At 59.4% G+C, this 14,449-nt stretch carries 15 protein-coding genes; 5 read left to right on the forward strand and 10 right to left on the reverse strand.

The window, feature by feature from the left end; genetic code table 11:
• Positions 1-132 precede the first annotated feature (132 nt).
• Complete coding sequence (locus L8I05_RS16375; RefSeq protein WP_159953659.1) at positions 133-516, reverse strand: PaaI family thioesterase; 384 nt, start codon at positions 514-516, stop codon at positions 133-135.
• Positions 516-2,840, reverse strand: a complete 2,325-nt coding sequence (locus tag L8I05_RS16380) for a Tex family protein (RefSeq protein WP_159953660.1) — start codon at positions 2,838-2,840, stop codon at positions 516-518. Before L8I05_RS16380 ends, L8I05_RS16375 begins: the two co-directional genes overlap by 1 nt.
• 357 nt (positions 2,841-3,197) lie before the next feature.
• On the opposite strand from L8I05_RS16380, the gene ompR reads away from it, so the two are divergent.
• Together ompR and L8I05_RS16390 are read left to right on the forward strand one after the other, a co-directional pair.
• Positions 3,198-3,938, forward strand: coding sequence for a two-component system response regulator OmpR (gene ompR, locus L8I05_RS16385; protein WP_053255745.1), 741 nt, complete (start codon positions 3,198-3,200; stop codon positions 3,936-3,938).
• 117 nt (positions 3,939-4,055) lie between these two features.
• Positions 4,056-5,369 (forward strand): ATP-binding protein, encoded by a 1,314-nt coding sequence (locus L8I05_RS16390; protein WP_159953661.1) that lies wholly within the window; start codon positions 4,056-4,058, stop codon positions 5,367-5,369.
• Between the two features lie 142 nt (positions 5,370-5,511).
• Here the strand turns inward: L8I05_RS16390 and rimK are convergent, their stop codons facing one another.
• Genes rimK through L8I05_RS16405 form a run of 3 tightly spaced genes read right to left on the reverse strand, consistent with a single transcriptional unit; the run spans position 5,512 to position 7,689 of the window.
• Positions 5,512-6,417, reverse strand: a complete 906-nt coding sequence (gene rimK / locus L8I05_RS16395; RefSeq protein ID WP_025855543.1) for a 30S ribosomal protein S6--L-glutamate ligase — start codon at positions 6,415-6,417, stop codon at positions 5,512-5,514.
• Positions 6,414-6,878 (reverse strand): ATP-dependent zinc protease, encoded by a 465-nt coding sequence (locus L8I05_RS16400; protein ID WP_174245656.1) that lies wholly within the window; start codon positions 6,876-6,878, stop codon positions 6,414-6,416. The genes rimK and L8I05_RS16400 overlap by 4 nt, the downstream gene beginning before the upstream one ends.
• A gap of 31 nt (positions 6,879-6,909) precedes the next feature.
• The gene (locus L8I05_RS16405) at positions 6,910-7,689 is read right to left on the reverse strand and encodes an EAL domain-containing protein (protein WP_197626015.1); all 780 of its coding nucleotides are present in this window, start codon (positions 7,687-7,689) and stop codon (positions 6,910-6,912) included.
• Between the two features lie 116 nt (positions 7,690-7,805).
• On the opposite strand from L8I05_RS16405, the gene L8I05_RS16410 reads away from it, so the two are divergent.
• Positions 7,806-8,213 (forward strand): S4 domain-containing protein, encoded by a 408-nt coding sequence (locus L8I05_RS16410; protein WP_053255749.1) that lies wholly within the window; start codon positions 7,806-7,808, stop codon positions 8,211-8,213.
• A 135-nt stretch (positions 8,214-8,348) separates the two neighbouring features.
• On the opposite strand, the gene L8I05_RS16415 is transcribed toward L8I05_RS16410, so the two are convergent.
• On the reverse strand, positions 8,349-9,152 hold the full coding sequence (locus L8I05_RS16415) for a phosphatase PAP2 family protein (RefSeq protein WP_242170247.1): 804 nt from the start codon (positions 9,150-9,152) through the stop codon (positions 8,349-8,351).
• Between the two features lie 125 nt (positions 9,153-9,277).
• On the opposite strand from L8I05_RS16415, the gene hslO reads away from it, so the two are divergent.
• Entirely contained in the window at positions 9,278-10,180 is a 903-nt protein-coding gene (gene hslO / locus L8I05_RS16420; RefSeq protein ID WP_242170250.1) for an Hsp33 family molecular chaperone HslO, read from the forward strand.
• Positions 10,181-10,359: 179 nt separating this feature from the next.
• The gene (locus tag L8I05_RS16425; RefSeq protein ID WP_159953666.1) at positions 10,360-11,901 is read left to right on the forward strand and encodes a phosphoenolpyruvate carboxykinase; all 1,542 of its coding nucleotides are present in this window, start codon (positions 10,360-10,362) and stop codon (positions 11,899-11,901) included.
• Positions 11,902-11,958: 57 nt separating this feature from the next.
• Here the strand turns inward: L8I05_RS16425 and L8I05_RS16430 are convergent, their stop codons facing one another.
• The 4 genes from L8I05_RS16430 to L8I05_RS16445 all read right to left on the reverse strand — a co-directional run bounded on the left by L8I05_RS16430 (position 11,959) and on the right by L8I05_RS16445 (position 14,383).
• Entirely contained in the window at positions 11,959-12,822 is an 864-nt protein-coding gene (locus L8I05_RS16430; protein WP_242170251.1) for a DMT family transporter, read from the reverse strand.
• A gap of 71 nt (positions 12,823-12,893) precedes the next feature.
• Positions 12,894-13,250 (reverse strand): DUF1493 family protein, encoded by a 357-nt coding sequence (locus L8I05_RS16435; protein ID WP_106577415.1) that lies wholly within the window; start codon positions 13,248-13,250, stop codon positions 12,894-12,896.
• 281 nt (positions 13,251-13,531) lie between these two features.
• Entirely contained in the window at positions 13,532-13,834 is a 303-nt protein-coding gene (locus L8I05_RS16440) for a hypothetical protein (RefSeq protein WP_242170253.1), read from the reverse strand.
• A gap of 225 nt (positions 13,835-14,059) precedes the next feature.
• The gene (locus tag L8I05_RS16445) at positions 14,060-14,383 is read right to left on the reverse strand and encodes a hypothetical protein (protein WP_242170255.1); all 324 of its coding nucleotides are present in this window, start codon (positions 14,381-14,383) and stop codon (positions 14,060-14,062) included.
• Positions 14,384-14,449 lie beyond the last annotated feature (66 nt).

Here is a 14,449-nt window from a genome sequence, read left to right on the forward strand (position 1 = left end):
CGCCTGGTTTTGAGTCGATTTGACCCGCTTTGGAAAAGCCTACTTCACTCCATGAATTGGGCTATAGCGCAGCAAGAAAATTCCGACGCTGTTGTCGCAGCGCCGAAATTAACTCAAATCGAGGGCGGGGAGCTATAGGACAGCGAAGGTGCCTTGTGCTTTTGCGACCAGTTTTTCGTCCTGAAACACGTCCGCCTCCACCACCAACGTACGTCGGCCAGCGTGAATCACGCGGCTGGTGCACAACACATCGCCATCCGACACGGCGCGGATATAGTTGATTTTGCACTCGATGGTCGCGCTCTGCTGGTCGAAACCATGGGCACTGGAACAGGCCAGACCCATGGTGATGTCCACCAGGCTGAAAATTGCCCCGCCGTGGAGCTTGCCCGCGCGGTTGCGCAGGTGCGGCTCCAGGGTCAGGGCCACCTCGGCAACGCCTTCTTCAAGGCGTTGCAGGCGGCAGCCGATCAGTTCGCTGAACGCGCTCTGGGTCAAACCGGCCGGGATTTCCATCAACGTTTCTTCAACTGTTTGGCATTGGCAAACAGCGACGCCATGGCGTTGTTGCTCGGCGCTGCGGTGGCGGTTTCTTTGCGTGGCGCGTTGTTTTGCGACTGACGCGGCGCCGAACCTGGGCGTGCGCCACGGGCACCGTCGATTTTCTCGCCGGGGGTGTCGCTCATGCGCATCGACAGGCCCACGCGTTTGCGCGGGATATCAACTTCCATCACCTTGACCTTGACCACATCACCGGCTTTCACCGCTTCGCGTGGGTCTTTGATGAACTTCTCCGAAAGCGCAGAGATATGCACCAAACCGTCCTGATGCACGCCGATGTCCACAAAGGCGCCGAAGTTGGTCACGTTGGTGACCACGCCTTCGAGGATCATGCCCAGCTGCAGGTCCTTGAGGTCTTCGACGCCGTCCTGGAACTCGGCGGTCTTGAACTCGGGACGCGGGTCGCGGCCAGGTTTTTCCAGCTCTTGCAGGATGTCGGTGATGGTCGGCACGCCGAAGGTTTCGTCGGTGTACTTCTTGGGATCCAGGCGCTTGAGGAACGCGGCGTCGCCGATCAGCGAGCGGATATCGCGGTCGGTCTCGGCGGCAATGCGTTGCACCAGCGGGTAGGCTTCCGGGTGAACCGCCGAGGCGTCCAGCGGGTTGTCGCCGTTCATCACACGCAGGAAGCCGGCCGCCTGTTCAAAGGTTTTTTCACCCAGGCGAGCGACTTTTTTCAGCGCCGCGCGGGTTTTGAACGCGCCGTTTTCGTCACGGTGAGTGACGATGTTCTGCGCCAGTGTGGTGTTCAGGCCGGAGATACGGGCCAGCAGTGCCACCGAGGCGGTGTTCACGTCCACGCCGACCTTGTTCACGCAGTCTTCCACCACCGCGTCCAGGCCGCGCGCCAGTTTCAGCTGCGACACGTCGTGCTGGTACTGGCCGACGCCGATGGATTTAGGGTCGATCTTCACCAGTTCGGCCAGCGGATCCTGCAGGCGACGAGCGATGGAGACGGCGCCACGGATCGACACGTCGAGGTCCGGGAATTCCTTGGAAGCCAGTTCCGAGGCGGAGTACACCGACGCGCCGGCCTCGGAGACCATCACCTTGGTCATCTTCATGGCTGGGTATTTTTTGATCAGCTCGGCGGCCAACTTGTCGGTTTCACGGCTGGCGGTGCCGTTGCCGATGGCGATCAGGTCCACCGAATGCTTGGCGCACAGTGCAGCCAGGATGGCCAGGGTCTGATCCCACTTGTTGTGCGGCACGTGTGGGTACACGGTGGCGTGGTCGAGCAGTTTGCCGGTGGAGTCGACCACCGCGACCTTGCAGCCGGTGCGCAGGCCGGGGTCGAGGCCCAGGGTTGCGCGCGGGCCGGCCGGGGCGGCCAGAAGCAGGTCATGCAGGTTGTGGGCGAAAACGTTGATCGCCTCGGTTTCGGCGCCGTCGCGCAGTTCGCCGAGCAGGTCGGTTTCCAGATGGGTGTAGAGCTTGACCTTCCAGGTCCAGCGCACGACTTCACCGAGCCATTTATCCGCAGGACGGTTCTGATTCTGGATGCCGAATTGTTGACCGATCATGCCTTCGCAAGGGTGCATGGTGCCCGGCAGCTCGTCACCGACTTTCAATGCGGAGCTGAGAATGCCTTCGTTGCGGCCGCGGAAAATCGCCAGCGCACGGTGGGACGGCATGCTCTTGAGCGGTTCGTCGTGTTCGAAATAGTCGCGGAACTTGGCGCCTTCTTCCTCTTTGCCGGCGATGACGCGGGCGCTGAGGGTGGCTTCCTGCTTGAGGTAGGTGCGCAGTTTTTCCAGCAGGCCGGCGTTCTCGGCGAAGCGCTCCATCAGGATGTACTTGGCGCCTTCGAGGGCGGCCTTGACGTCGGCGACGCCTTTCTCTGCGTCGATGAAGCGCGCGGCTTCGGTTTCCGGGGTCAGCGACGGGTCGTTGAACAGGCCGTCGGCCAGGTCGCCCAGCCCGGCTTCCAGGGCGATCTGGCCCTTGGTGCGGCGCTTCTGTTTGTACGGCAGGTAAAGGTCTTCGAGGCGCGTCTTGGTGTCGGCGAGCTTGATGTCGCGTTCCAGTTGCGGGGTCAGCTTGCCTTGTTCCTCGATGCTGGCGAGGATGCTGATACGCCGTTCGTCGAGTTCTCGCAGGTAGCGCAGGCGCTCTTCCAGGTGACGCAACTGGGTGTCGTCGAGGCTGCCGGTCACTTCTTTACGGTAACGGGCGATGAAGGGCACCGTGGAGCCCTCATCCAGTAGAGCGACGGCCGCTTCGACCTGTTGGGGGCGTACACCGAGTTCCTCGGCGATGCGGCTGTTGATGCTGTCCATAAAACCACCTGAAATTCTGAAAGCAGCTCGCAGGCCCGGAAAACAAGGCCTTGCGAGGCTGGTTGAGCGGCCCGTCTGGCGCCGCTGCCTGGGTCAAGAGGCTGCCTATTGACCCTCGAAATCGGAAATTTGCTGCCCGCCGCTGAAAAAAACGAATAAGGCAGTAAGCAGTAAAGTCTGACATTGCCCTGCACAAAGGCGGCGCATTATAACCAGCGTTCCGCCTCGGGTGGGGAATGCGCCGCAGGTTGCAGGGTAAGGGTTCGCTGGCGGTAGAGGAAAAATCTGCTAACAATGCACACGGTGCGTATAACGGCAGCTACGCCATAATGCGCGCCGAGATAAGAGGAGCATCTAATGAGCAGCACTGCACAAACTGCTGAAGGCGAAAAAATTCTCATCGTTGACGACGATCCGGGGCTGAGCAGCCTGCTGGAGCGTTTCTTCAACTCCAAGGGCTACCGTGCCCGCGCGGTGCCGAACACCGAGCAGATGGACCGCCTGTTGGGGCGTGAAGTGTTCAATCTGGTCGTGCTCGACCTGATGCTGCCCGGCGAAGACGGCCTCACCGCCTGCAAGCGCCTGCGCGGTGCGAACAACCAGATTCCAATCATCATGCTCACCGCCAAGGGCGATGAGTTGAGCCGCATCAAGGGCCTTGAGCTGGGCGCTGATGACTACCTGGCCAAGCCGTTCAATCCGGACGAGCTGATGGCACGGGTCAAAGCCGTATTGCGCCGCCAGGCTGCCCCGGTCCCGGGCGCGCCAGGCAGCGAAGATGAAAGCGTCACCTTTGGCGACTACGAACTGTCGCTGGCGACCCGTGAGCTCAAGCGTGGCGAAGAAGTGCACATGCTGACCACCGGCGAATTCGCCGTGCTCAAGGCTCTGGTGATGAACGCTCGCCAACCGCTGACGCGCGATAAGCTGATGAACCTGGCCCGTGGTCGGGAATGGGACGCCCTGGAGCGCTCCATCGACGTGCAGATTTCCCGTCTGCGCCGCATGATCGAGCCGGATCCGTCCAAGCCGCGTTATATCCAGACGGTGTGGGGCGTGGGCTATGTGTTTGTGCCGGATGGCACTGCAACCAAGTAATCGATGATTTGCAGGCGCGGGCAGCCCGGCGTTTGACTCCATAAGGGTCAACGGGCTGCCCGGCGTCTGCATTTCTGCGAGCGCCGCTCGTTTCTGCAAGCTGTCTGGCAGTCTCCTATGAAAACCCCGTTGTGGTTCCCGCAAAGTTTCTTCTCACGCACCCTTTGGCTGGTGCTGATCGTCGTTCTGTTTTCCAAGGCGCTGACGCTGGTTTATCTGTTGATGAACGAAGACGTGCTGGTAGACAGGCAGTACAGCCACGGTGTCGCCCTGACGCTGCGCGCCTATTGGGCGGCCGACCCAGAGAACCGCGAAAAGATCGCCAAGGCCGCCACCCTGGTGCGTGTGGCCGGCGCAGGGGTGCCGGAAGGCGAGCAGCATTGGCCTTACAGTGAGATTTACCAGCGCCAGATGCAGGCCGAACTGGGTGAAGACACCGAGGTGCGGCTGCGTATGCATGTGTCACCGGCGTTATGGGTGCGGGCACCGAGCCTGGGGCAGGATTGGCTGAAAGTGCCGCTGTACCCGCACCCGTTGCGTGGGCAGAAGATCTGGAACGTGCTGGGCTGGTTCCTCGCCATCGGGCTGCTTTCAACGGCGTCTGCGTGGATTTTCGTGCGTCAGCTTAACCAACCGCTCAAACGCCTGGTATTCGCAGCACGCCAACTGGGGCAGGGCCGCAGTGTGCGCCTGCCGGTCAGCGACACGCCCAGTGAGATGACCGAAGTGTACGGCGCCTTCAACCAGATGGCCGAAGATGTCGAGCAGGCCGGCCGCGAGCGCGAGCTGATGCTGGCGGGCGTGTCCCACGACCTGCGCACGCCGTTGACGCGGTTGCGGCTGTCCCTGGAATTGATGGGCAACCATAACGACCTGACCGATGACATGGTGCGTGACATCGAGGACATGGACGCGATTCTCGATCAGTTCCTGGCGTTCATCCGTGATGGCCGCGATGAGGTCGTGGAAGAAGTCGATCTCACGGACTTGGTGCGTGAGGTCGTGGCGCCCTACAACCAGAACGGCGAACAAGTGCGTATGCGCCTGGAGCCGATCCAGCCGTTCGCGTTGCGCCGGGTGTCGATGAAGCGCCTGTTGAACAACCTGATCGGCAATGCCTTGCACCATGCCGGTTCCGATGTGGAAGTGGCAGCGTATGTGTCCGGCGACAGTGCTGCGCCGTATGTGGTGCTGAGCGTGATGGACCGTGGCACGGGCATCGACCCGGCGGAACTGGAAGGGATTTTCAACCCGTTCACCCGTGGCGATCGAGCTCGCGGTGGCAAGGGCACAGGCTTGGGCCTGGCGATTGTGCGGCGGATTGCCTCGATGCATGGCGGCAATGTTGAACTGCGCAACCGCGAAGAGGGCGGCCTGGAAGCGCGCGTGCGGTTGCCGCTTGGCTTGATGCTGCCGAGAGACGCGGTTTAACCAATAACTAAAATCAAATGTGGGAGCTGGCTTGCCTGCGATGAGGGCGGCACATTCAACATCGCTGTTGATTGGGCCACCGCTATCGCAGGCAAGCCAGCTCCCACAATTGTTTCGTGTTGCCGGGCAGGTTGAGTGTGTATCAGCCCTTACCCTTCGTCCGGGTCATATTCGGCCCACCATTCTTCTCCAGATGCTGAATGATGATCCCCGCCACATCCTTCCCGGTGGTGGTCTCAATCCCTTCAAGCCCTGGCGATGAGTTCACCTCCATCACCAACGGCCCGTGGTTGGAGCGCAAGATATCCACACCCGCTACGGCCAGCCCCATTACCTTGGCCGCCCGCAGCGCGGTCATGCGTTCTTCCGGGGTGATCTTGATCAGGCTGGCGCTGCCGCCACGGTGCAGGTTGGAACGGAACTCCCCCGGCTTGGCCTGGCGCTTCATTGCCGCAATCACCTTGTCACCCACCACGAAGCAGCGGATATCCGCACCGCCGGCTTCCTTGATGTATTCCTGCACCATGATGTTCTGCTTGAGACCCATGAATGCCTCGATCACCGATTCCGCCGCGGTTGCGGTTTCACACAGCACCACGCCGATGCCTTGGGTGCCTTCGAGCACTTTGATCACCAGCGGCGCGCCGTTAACCATGTCGATCAGGTCGGGGATGTCGTCGGGGGAGTGGGCAAAGCCCGTCACCGGCAGGCCGATGCCGCGACGCGACAGCAGTTGCAGCGAACGCAGCTTGTCCCGCGAGCGAGCGATGGCCACCGATTCATTCAGGGGAAAAACGCCCATCATTTCAAACTGGCGCAACACCGCGCAGCCATAAAACGTCACTGAGGCGCCGATACGCGGGATTACCGCATCGAAGCCTTCCAGCGGCTTGCCCCGGTAATGGATCTGCGGCTTGTGGCTGGCAATGTTCATGTAGGCACGCAACGTGTCGATCACCACCATTTCGTGGCCACGTTCGGTGCCGGCCTCGACCAGGCGGCGGGTGGAATACAGACGCGGGTTTCGCGACAGCACAGCAATCTTCATGCAGCACCTGGGGCAGAAATAGTAGAGACCGGGAACACCGGCTTGTCTTGAACGTATTTGACGCCGGGATTGACCACCAGGTGGCCGTCAATCAACGCCTTGGAGCCCAGCAACAGGCGGTAACGCATGGCTTTGCGGCAGGCGAGGGTGAACTCCACCCGCCACACCCGATCACCCAACGCCAGCGTTGTGCTGATCACATAGCGCACCTGCGCATGACCGTTGGAGCTCTTGATGGTTTTCATCGTCACCAGGGGCGCTTCGCAGCGACGGTGACGCAGTTGCACCACGCTGCCCAGGTGCGCGGTAAAGCGCACCCACTTCTCACCATCGCGCTCAAACGGCTCGATATCGGTGGCGTGCAGGCTTGAGGTGCTGGCGCCGGTGTCGATCTTGGCGCGCAGGCCTGCTACTCCCAAATCGGGAAGTGCCACCCACTCACGCAGACCCACAACGGTCAAATGGTCAAATGTCTTCAATATGGGTAACCGATCAGTTCGCCCAGGCGTGAGGTGGAACCTCGGCCAGGGCTTTGAATGCAGGCTTGGCGAACCAATAACCCTGCATCAGAAATATTCCGCAGTCGGACAGGAAGTCGCGCTCGCCGGCACTTTCGATGCCTTCGGCAATGACAGTAACGCCCAACTGCTCACAGATTGTGACAATCCCCTGAACGATGACCTGGCGGACACGATCCTTGTCGACATCGCGAATCAGCGCCATGTCGAGTTTGATCAAGTCAGGTTGGAAATCGGCCAGCAGGTTCAGCCCCGAATAGCCCGCGCCGAAATCGTCGATGGCGGTCTTGAAGCCGAATTCGCGGTATTCACGCAGAATATTGGTCAAATGGCGATAGTTATCTACGTGCTCGCTTTCAAGCGTCTCGAAAATCAGCTGGTTGAGCGGAAAGTTGTGCGCCCGGGCTGCCTCCAGGGTGCTTCGAATGCACAGTTCCGGTCGGTACACGGCATTGGGCATGAAGTTGATCGACAGATGGGTTTGCATCCCCAAGGCTGCGGCCCCGGCAATCGCCTGGGTGCGACAACGCTGGTCGAAGCGGTAACGGTTGGTTTCGTTGACTTGATCCAGCACCGACAACGCGCCTTCGCCGTGAGGGCCGCGCACCAACGCTTCATGGGCGAAGATCGAATGGTCGCGAAGGTCTACGATAGGCTGATAGGCGAACGCAAAATCGAAACCCAGGGGTTCGCTTTGCTGGCAACCCACGCAGCGCTGATTGGGCGAGGTGAGTGAAGTGGGGAAGTCGGTCACAGCGTATCCTCGCGAAAACAGGGTGGTGCCTGGCGTATCTTAGGTGAGCGTTGGGGTTTATGCGTCGAAGAGCTTCAACGGTAAAGTTGCGACATTTTTCAGAGCGAGGAATTCAAGTGGCTCAAAAGCAGGAAGAGGAAGAAAAAGTCCGTTTGGACAAGTGGCTGTGGGCGGCGCGTTTCTTTAAAACCCGTGCCTTGGCCAAGGCCGCCATCGAGAGCGGCAAGGTGCACCATCGCGGCGAACGCTGCAAGCCGGGCAAGGAACCGCGCGTCGGTGATGAACTGCAGATTCGTGCAGGGTTTGATGAAAAGACCGTGGTGGTGCAGGCGCTTTCCGTTGTGCGCCGTGGTGCACCCGAGGCGCAGGCGCTGTACACCGAGACCGAAGCCAGCATTGCCAAGCGCGAAAACGCGGCGGCCATGCGCAAGGCCGGTGCCACCGGCATGACCACCGATGGCAAGCCGAGCAAGAAACAGCGCCGCGATTTGTTCAAGTTTCGCGGCAGCGGCAATGACGATTGATTGCGCACATTTCCAGTACGAGGGAGTTTCAAAAGTGGGAGCTGGCTTGCCTGCGATAGCGTCAGCTCTGCCAGTCTCTCATTCGCTGATACACCGCTATCGCAGGCAAGCCAGCTCCCACAGGAATCTACTGCGTTACGCGGCGGCGCGCATCACGCTCAATCGCCCGACCACCGGCAGCTTGCCCAGCAACCCGAAGATCGGCGCCGTCACCCGCAACAACGCACCGGACACCTTCGCCGCAAACGGCGTGTAATAACCCCAGCCCAGTGCCAACAGCGCCAGCAACACGCCGCCGATGTAATCGTCCTGCCCCCAATGCGCGCCCGCTACCAGCCGCGGCATCATGAACAGCAGCGCCAAACCCCAGATCACCAGCACCTGGGCTATGCGCTTGGCAAACACCGTCATGAACATGCCCCAAATCAGCAGTACCGAAGCATGATCGCCGGGGAAGCTCTGGCTTGAACGGTCCTTCAGTTCCCAGGTTTTCTCAAGCCCTGGGAAGTAGTCACTCATATGAATGGCTCCGCTGATCACCATCGACGGGCTGCTGTGCTGCCAGCCCATCTGCGCCGCGAGTTTGGAAAACAGCATGCGGATGAACAGCAGCAACAGCAGAATGCCCAAGAAGCCAAAGAATGCCTGGCGCACCTGCACCGCTTTAAACACCCAGTCACCGCGAATCAACAGCGCCAGCAGAATCACCCCGACCACCGCGTCAAATGGCCGCAAGCTGGCGACAGCCCACACATGCAGCCATGCCGAATTGCTTGCCAGCGGATCATTAAGCAGATGGAACAGCCATTCGTCGAAAATCACACACAGCATCTGGCCCGTGGGCCACAGCCAAAAACACAGCAGGCCGATAGCGAGTAGATTGCACAGAGCCCATCGCCGGAGGTTCCACTTGGCTTGGAACAAACCCGGATTGTTCATAAACTGTCCCTCTTCGCTCTATTTAGCTCTCCGTTTCCAGGAGAAAGCCGCACCAATATGGTGCTAAAGCGGTTAATTTTATAAACCTTGTAATCAATTTGTCATCAATTCAGATACCCAGACCTATGACTGATCTACCGGATACCGACTTCACCCAACGCTTCATCTTCGACGAGAACGACGCCCGCGGCGAACTGGTCTCGCTGGAGCGCAGCTATGCCGAAGTCCTTGCCAAGCATCCCTATCCGGAGCCGGTCGCGCAGCTGCTCGGTGAGCTGATGGCGGCGGCATCGCTGCTGGTGGGCACCATGAAGTTCGACGGTTTGCTGATTTTGCAGGCGCGTTCCGAAGGCCCGGTGCCGATGCTGATGATCGAGTGCTCCAGCGAGCGCGAAATCCGCGGCCTGGCCCGTTACGACGCCGACCGCATCGCGCCGGACGCGACCTTGTCCGACCTGATGGCCAACGGCGTGCTGGCGATTACCGTCGACCCGACTGAAGGCCAACGCTACCAAGGCATCGTCGACCTCGACGGCGAAACCCTGTCTGACTGCTTCACCAACTATTTCGTGATGTCCCAGCAGGTCGGCACCAAGTTCTGGCTCAACGCCGACGGCAAACGCGCCCGTGGCCTGCTGCTGCAGCAACTGCCGGCCGATTGCATCAAGGATGACGATGAGCGCACCGACAGCTGGCGCAAACTGACTGCCCTGGCCGGCACCCTGACCGCGGAAGAGCTGCTGGGTCTGGACAACGAAACCATTCTGCATCGCCTGTACCACGAAGAGGCCGTGCGCCTGTTCGACGCACAGGGCCTGCGCTTCCGTTGCAGCTGCTCGCGCGAGCGCTCGGCGAATGCCTTGGTCAGCCTGGGCCTGGAAGATGCGCAGAATCTGGTGGTGGAACACGGTGGCAATATCGAGATCGACTGCCAGTTCTGCAACCAGCGTTACCTGTTCGATGCGGCCGATGTAGCCCAATTATTCGCCGGCGCAGGCATCGACACCCCTTCTGACACCCGCCACTAAAACGTTTAAGCACAGGTAAATCACCTGACAAACGCCGGATTAGCGCAGTTCTGACGGGAGGGCCCTACTCTTTTTGGGCTTTTCTGGCATAATCCGGCCCACTTTTTTCGCGGTAGTAGTGCGCAACTTTCTACTACAAAACGTTTGGAGCACTCGGCCATAGGCCGACGGGGAACCTCATGACGCAAGCCAACAACGCCGTATACACCGATCTGAGTGTTGACGATCTGGTTAAAGAAGCCCTGCAGCGCGGTGAAGGCGTGCTTGCCGATACTGGCGCGCTGGTCGTAGAAACCGGTCACCGTACCGGTCGTTCGCCGGTCGACCGCTTCATCGTTGAAGAGCCTTCCACCCAGGACGCAATTGCCTGGGGCCCAATCAACCGCAAGTTCCCGGCCGACAAGTTCGATGCGCTGTGGGCTCGCGTCGAGGCCTTCAACAACGCGCAAGAGCATTTCGTTTCCCATGTTCACGTAGGGGCTGCCGAAGACCACTACTTGGCCGTAAAAATGACCACCCAGACTGCCTGGCAGAACCTGTTCGGTCGTTGCCTGTTCATCAACCCGGCCCAGTACAACCCGGCCGGCCGTGATGAATGGCAAGTGCTTAACGTGGCCAATTTCGAGTGCGTGCCAGAGCGTGACGGCACCAACTCCGACGGTTGCGTGATTCTCAACTTCGCACAGAAAAAAGTCCTGATCGCCGGCATGCGCTACGCCGGTGAAATGAAAAAAGCCATGTTCTCGGTGCAGAACTTCCTGCTGCCGGCTGCTGACGTGCTGCCAATGCACTGCGCCGCCAACATCGGCGAAGCAGGCGACGTGACCCTGTTCTTCGGTCTGTCGGGCACCGGTAAAACCACGCTGTCGGCCGACGAGAGCCGTTACCTGATCGGTGACGACGAACACGGCTGGGGCGAAGGCGTGGTGTTCAACATCGAAGGCGGTTGCTATGCCAAGTGCATCGACCTCTCCGAGAAGAACGAGCCGGTTATCTGGAAAGCCATCAAGCACGGCACCGTGCTCGAAAACGTGGTGATCGACGACGCCAAGCACGCCGATTACACCGACGTCAGCCTGACCCAGAACAGCCGCGCCGCGTACCCGCTGGAACACGTTGCCAAGCGTTCCGAGAAGAACCTGGGCGGCGAGCCTAACGCGGTGATCTTCCTGACTTGCGACCTGACCGGCGTACTGCCGCCAGTGTCCATCCTCAGTGAAGAACAAGCGGCCTACCACTTCCTGTCTGGCTACACCGCTCTGGTGGGCTCGACTGAAATGGGTTCCGGCAGCGGCATCAAGTCGACCTTCTCCACCTGCTTCGGCGCGCCATTCTTCCCACGCCCGGCCGGTGAATACGCAGAACTGCTGATCAAGCGCGTACGCGGCTTCGGCTCCAAGGTTTACCTGGTCAACACCGGCTGGACCGGCGGCGGCTACGGCGTCGGCAAACGCTTCAACATCCCGACCACTCGCGGCGTCATCGCTGCAATCCAGAGCGGCGCGTTGATCGGTGCTGAAACCGAACACCTCGACACCATCAACCTCGACGTGCCACTGGCCGTACCGGGCGTTGAAACTGGCCTGTTGAACCCACGTAATACCTGGGCTGACAAAGCGGCCTACGACGAAGCGGCGAAAGCGCTGGCCGGTCTGTTCATCGAAAACTTCAAGAAGTTTGAAGTGAGCGATGCGATCAAGGCGGCTGGGCCTAAGTTGTAAGGTTCGGTTGTTGTGAAAAAGCCGCCCCAATTGGGCGGCTTTTTTATGCGCGCAGGGTTAGTCGGCGATGTGCAAAACCACGGCGCCCACCAATACCAACACCACCCCCAGCACCTGCACCGCCGACAACCGCTCCTTGAAAAACACAAAGCCAAGAATCGCCGCAATCCCGCCTGACAACGTACTGATCACCGTAACCACCGAAACCGACCCCGCCATCGCTCCCCACGAAAACGCCGAGAACCCGCCGAGGTTCATCAGGCTCGCGCCGGTCAATGTCGCGCAGTTTTTCAGCGGCGGAATCTTCAGGCCATCTTCGATCTTCAGCACCATCACCACCAGCACGCACAGGCCTACGAGGTAACCCAGCCACAACATGGTGATCGGCCCCAACGCGGGCAATGTGTAGCGGCCCTGCAGCCAGAAGCTGGTGCCGTAGAGCAGCGCGGCAAGCATGGCGTAGGCGATGGACAGGCGTGGGTTGTTGTGGGGAACGCCGTCGTCCTTGTGGAGGCTGGAGAGGATGACGCCGATGACGCACAGGCCAATGCAGCCGAGTTGAGTCAGGCTGATATGTTCGCCGCTGGCCCAGGACAGCAGCGTGGTGACGACGCCGTAGGACGTCACCAGCGGCGCGACGATGGCTGCTTTGCCAAGGGCGAAGGCCTTGGACAGCGCGAGGGCGCCGGAGACGGTGAGCAGGGCGGCGGTGATGCCCAGGAGCCAGACGCTCAACGGGGCATTCAGGGATTTGAACAGGAACGTCGGGAAGATGACCAGCAGCAACGTCATGATCAAAAAGCCAAGGGCTTGGCCGAAGTACACCGCGCGTTTAACGCCGACGGCGCGGGCATTGAGGCCCACGAGGAAATCCGTGCCACCCCAGAGCAGGGCGGCCAGCAGGCCCATTAATACGTCCATGTACAGTCCTTGTTATGTCAGTAATTGGCCAGATTAACGCAGAACCCATTTGAACCTCAGTGTTCTTGGGATCAGCTGAGGTTTTCCAGGGTTTGCGTGTCCCAGCTATGGGTTTTGATAGCCAGGTAGAGCATGCCGATGGTCAGCGGGATCTTATCGCCCCGGCCCTTGGCGCGGCGCTTGAGGAACACATCGAACACCGGCGGCTGGAAGTAACGATAAGCGTCGTAGTCGCCCAGGTCGACGGCAAAGTCCTGCTCCAGCGCTTCCATGAATTGCTTGGCCTCGGCGCGGTCGCAGCCGAGGTCGAAGTTGAGCGAGGTTTCAAGACGAAGGGTCTTGTGTTTCGGCAGGCCGATTTCTTCGTGCAGCAATTGCAGAAGCTGCTGCATGACCGGGTCTTCGGGGAAGTTGGGGGCGAGGTTCATGGTGGGGGCACGCAGGAGTGGGTGAGGGGAATGGTTGCGTTGTCGGCGGAATTTGTTTCGGGTGATGAAAAGTTCTAAGCCTAGCAAGAATAGAAACAGAGGAAGTAGCTGAATGCCGAGGATGATGGCGACGTAGGGTAGCCAAAATAATAGGATCAGCCCGCTTAGCATGAACGCAACGCCGAAGCGTTTTCTGAGCCTGCAGTCGGTGATTTTGTAGTGAAACACTAGAGAGGCGGCCCAAAATGCGCCCAGTTGCAGGTAGAACCATTCACTATGAGTCATCTGAGTACACATGCATTGAGAGGCTCAAGCGCTGAGGGCCGATGCCCGCCGACCTGCACCTTCAGGCCGATAATGATGTCTGCGCTATGAAAGTTGCGGAGCCTGTTGAAGATCAAATCGCTGATAGCATTTTCGACCATCGATTCTGCTTGGCTGGAAATGACTCCAATCGGGGGCGCGACTGCGCCAGAAATGATTTTTTCGGCGAGTTCATTCCCGTTGTTTGGTTTCACGGTAAAACGAATCACCGTGAAGGTGACGCCATAATGGCCGATGTATTGAGTCCTTTCGATGTTCACAGATTTTTGCCAGCGCAATTGTGAGAGCGCTAGTTTCCGTCATACAACGGGGAGTTATGTAGAGGGTTGAGCAGGTGTTTTAAGCAGTTTAGGAAGAGGACTACGACGTATTTAAGGGTTTCTCACAGCGCTTTCCGGCATTTACGGTTTGACAGTGATTTTTTGAGCAGCGCCCATCAAATAGGGGAGCCGGCGCGACGATTCGACAAGCCAGCTCCCACATTTTTAACTCAGCGGCTGGCTTGGTTGTGTTTGCTTATCGACTGTCGGTTGCAGATGCACGTGTTGCGATGCCTCCAGCAGATCACAGCCATCCTGAACAAGCAGGTACAAGGCATTAACGATGTGGGAGATGTCTTTAAGGTCGGCGTGTTCGTAGGTAAGGCAGGTGAAGGTTTCCAGTAAGTCGGTGGCAGCGCGGATGCGCTGGTGTGCGGCGGACTGGATGTCTTCGGCGGAGGCTTCGGTGTCGATGATGAGAGGGTGGGTGTCGGTGAAGTTGGTGCTAAGAATACGATAGCGATTGGCAGAGAAATTGGGGTTTGCCATAACGGGCACTCCGATACAAATTCAAAGAAATACACCAAATAAATTGGCACGTTTATCTCTGCTGTT

The organism is Pseudomonas sp. MONT-RG-20F-20-E-7-02 (genome assembly GCF_022662395.1).
In the GTDB taxonomy this organism is placed as follows: Bacteria; Pseudomonadota; Gammaproteobacteria; order Pseudomonadales; family Pseudomonadaceae; genus Aquipseudomonas.